A 3,164-nucleotide genomic window follows, 5' to 3' on the forward strand; every position below is an offset into this window, starting at 1 on the left:
GAATACTATCAAAATCAACGTTTAAGCGTTGGTTATCTCCGAGAAGCGAAGGAACAAACGATATTTAAATCACGCAAAATTTTTCAACGTGCTGGGAAATTTACTTCTCTTGACCGCCAAAAATTTAAGTATTAAAAACTTTAAAATTTTTTGGATTTTAAGGCTTTTTTAAGTTGTTTTTGTTTGCATTTTTCTGACAATTTTGTTATAATACCTTTATAGAAAATCAAAAAAGGAGCAGAAGCTGGTAACTTCTACTCCACCGATTAAGACAAATCTACACTTTGCTTAATCAGTCTGAAGTTATTGTAACACAAAAAAGCCAATAAAGTCAAGACTGAAGCAAGGAAACCTTTGTTTCGGTATTTTTTTTGAAAAAATTCAACAGAGAAATCTCTTGATTTATAGGCTTGATGATTATTCTCAAAAAAATAGACACAAACAAAAGAGGGGTACAGCTTGACAGGATGCCATTCTTGTTATAAAATAATAAGGTATGTTTAGTAACTGATCAAAAATAGCCGGCTAAACGAATACGAAAATCTATGAGGAGGTAATCACTGTGAAACGTACTTATCAACCAAGTAAAATTCGTCGTCAACGTAAGCATGGCTTCCGTCACCGTATGTCGACTAAAAACGGTCGTCGTGTCCTAGCTGCACGTCGTCGTAAAGGACGTAAAGTTTTATCTGCTTAATTGATAGAATAAACCATACCATCAGTGCTCGAGACTGATGGTATTTTCGTTTGCTTGAAAGTGTAGCTCTTTTGTGAACCTAGTGTCAGGATACCTTTTCGTGAAGTATGTTATAATAAAAACGAGAAAAAAGAGGAATAGACTAATACATGATAACGATTTTTGATACACACACGCATTTAAACGCTGACGATTTTGTTGGGCGTGAAGATGAAGAATTGGCGCTAGCTAAGGAAATGGGCGTCACTCGGCACAATGTGGTTGGTTTTGATGCACCAACGATTAAACGTGCCCTTGATTTGGCTGAAAAATACCCTGAAGTTTATGCTACAATTGGTTGGCATCCGACAGAAGCTGGGTCTTACAATCAAGAAGTGGAGGATATGATTGTCGCCCACTTGTCACATCCAAAAGTGATTGGTCTAGGTGAGATTGGATTGGATTATTATTGGATGGAAGACCCGAAAGATGTTCAGATTGAGATTTTCAAGCGTCAGATTCAATTATCAAAAGACCATGATTTGCCTTTCATCGTCCACACCCGCGATGCCCTAGAAGACACCTATCAAGTTATCAAAGAGGCAGGTGTTGGCCCTCGTGGTGGGATTATTCATTCTTTTTCAGGGTCTTTGGAAATGGCAGAGCGTTTTATCGAGCTTGGTATGATGATTTCATTTTCAGGGGTTGTCACTTTTAAAAAAGCCCTTGATGTGCAAGAAGCTGCGCAAAAATTGCCGTTGGATAAGATTTTGGTGGAAACAGATGCCCCATACCTTGCCCCTGTTCCAAAACGTGGACGTGAAAACCGCACGGCTTATACTCGCTATATTGTAGATAAAATCGCAGAACTCCGTGGCTTGACTGTGGAAGAAGTGGCACAAGCGACAACAGAAAATGCAAAGAGGTTGTTTGATTGTGACTGAGAAAATTAAAATTCAAGAAGTGGTTGTGGTTGAAGGCAAGGACGACACAGCCAATTTGCGTCGTTTCTACGATGTGGACACCTACGAAACACGAGGTTCTGCTATCAATGATGACGACCTCGAGCGTATTGACAAATTAAATGATCTTCGTGGGGTTATTGTCTTTACCGACCCAGATTACAACGGCGAACGCATTCGTAAAATCATCATGAATGCCATCCCAAATGTGAAACACGCCTTTTTAAATCGTGATGAGGCGGCTCCCAAGTCAAAAACAAAAGGGCGCTCGCTCGGTGTCGAACACGCCAGTTTTGATGATTTGCAAAAGGCTTTGTCAGGTGTGTTGGGGCATTTTGATGACGATGACCAGTTTGACATCACGAAAACAGACTTAATGCGCTTGGGGCTTTTAATGGGAGCAGATAGCCGCAAACGTCGCGAATATTTGGGCGAAAAGCTTCGTATTGGTTATAGCAACGGCAAACAACTTCTCAAACGCTTAGAGCTCTTTGACATTACTTTGGCCGAAGTAGAAGAAACGATGGCAACATATGAGGGCTGACTTTTTAAGAGTCTTCTGTGTTCTATACTAAGATTGATAGAAACGAAAGGAAAGAAAAGTCCCCACGTTTTGGTTGGGGAATATTGATTATGAGAATTGCAGATTATAGCGTGACGCGTGCTATTCTTGAGCGTCATGGGTTTACCTTTAAAAAATCATTTGGACAGAACTTTTTGACAGATACCAATATTCTTCAAAAGATTGTAGATACAGCGGAGATTGACAAGGGTGTCAACGTGATTGAAATTGGTCCTGGTATCGGTGCTTTGACGGAATTTTTGGCAGAAAATGCTGCTGAAGTCATGGCTTTTGAAATTGACGACCGTTTGATTCCGATTTTGGCGGATACGCTCCGCGATTTTGACAACGTCAAAGTCATCAACGGAGACATTTTGAAAGCTGATTTGCAAAGCCATATCAAATCATTTGCAAATCCCGATTTGCCTATCAAGGTGGTCGCAAATCTGCCTTACTACATCACCACACCTATCTTGATGCATTTGATTGAGTCAAAAATCCCATTTGCGGAATTTGTCGTGATGATGCAAAAAGAAGTGGCAGACCGTATTTCAGCTGAGCCAAATACCAAGGCTTATGGGTCATTGTCAATCGCGGTGCAATATTACATGACAGCCAAGGTGGCTTTCATCGTGCCTCGCACGGTCTTTGTGCCTGCACCGAACGTGGATTCAGCTATTTTGAAAATGACACGCCGTGAGCAACCTCTTGTTCAAGTGAAAGATGAAGATTTCTTCTTCCGCATTGCTAAAATCAGCTTTGTTCACCGCCGCAAAACCCTTTGGAATAATTTGACTAGCCATTTTGGAAAAGCTGAGGAAACCAAGGCTAAATTGGAACAAGCGCTTGACATGGCAGATATCAAACCGTCTGTTCGTGGCGAAGCCCTTTCTATTGCGGATTTTGCTAGATTGGCAGACGCTTTAAAAGAAGCTGGTTTGTAAGTTTTAAGACGACTAAAAAC

At 40.7% G+C, this 3,164-nt stretch carries 4 protein-coding genes; all 4 read left to right on the forward strand.

The genetic code is table 11. The annotated features are described in order from the left end of the window. The first annotated feature begins 562 nt into the window (after window positions 1-562). Entirely contained in the window at window positions 563-697 is a 135-nt protein-coding gene (rpmH, locus tag B3R79_RS05205; protein WP_002885866.1) for a 50S ribosomal protein L34, read from the forward strand. A gap of 149 nt (window positions 698-846) precedes the next feature. Then, window positions 847-1,620 (forward strand): TatD family hydrolase, encoded by a 774-nt coding sequence (locus B3R79_RS05210; protein ID WP_293695334.1) that lies wholly within the window; start codon window positions 847-849, stop codon window positions 1,618-1,620. Next, complete coding sequence (gene rnmV, locus B3R79_RS05215) at window positions 1,613-2,182, forward strand: ribonuclease M5 (protein ID WP_293695337.1); 570 nt, start codon at window positions 1,613-1,615, stop codon at window positions 2,180-2,182. The genes B3R79_RS05210 and rnmV overlap by 8 nt, the downstream gene beginning before the upstream one ends. An 89-nt stretch (window positions 2,183-2,271) precedes the next feature. After that, window positions 2,272-3,144: a 16S rRNA (adenine(1518)-N(6)/adenine(1519)-N(6))-dimethyltransferase RsmA gene (gene rsmA / locus B3R79_RS05220; protein ID WP_154454837.1), complete on the forward strand. Its 873-nt coding sequence runs from the start codon at window positions 2,272-2,274 to the stop codon at window positions 3,142-3,144. The last annotated feature ends 20 nt before the right edge of the window (window positions 3,145-3,164 follow it).

The sequence above is a fragment of the Streptococcus sp. UBA3373 genome (assembly GCF_002360305.1).
GTDB classification, from domain to species: Bacteria; Bacillota; Bacilli; order Lactobacillales; family Streptococcaceae; genus Streptococcus; species Streptococcus alactolyticus.

Excerpts from the sequence above, each read along its gene's own strand:
- B3R79_RS05210 (WP_293695334.1), top strand. The coding sequence starts at position 847 with ATGATAACGATTTTTGATACACACACGCATTTAAACGCTGACGATTTT.
- rsmA (WP_154454837.1), top strand. The coding sequence starts at position 2,272 with ATGAGAATTGCAGATTATAGCGTGACGCGTGCTATTCTTGAGCGTCAT.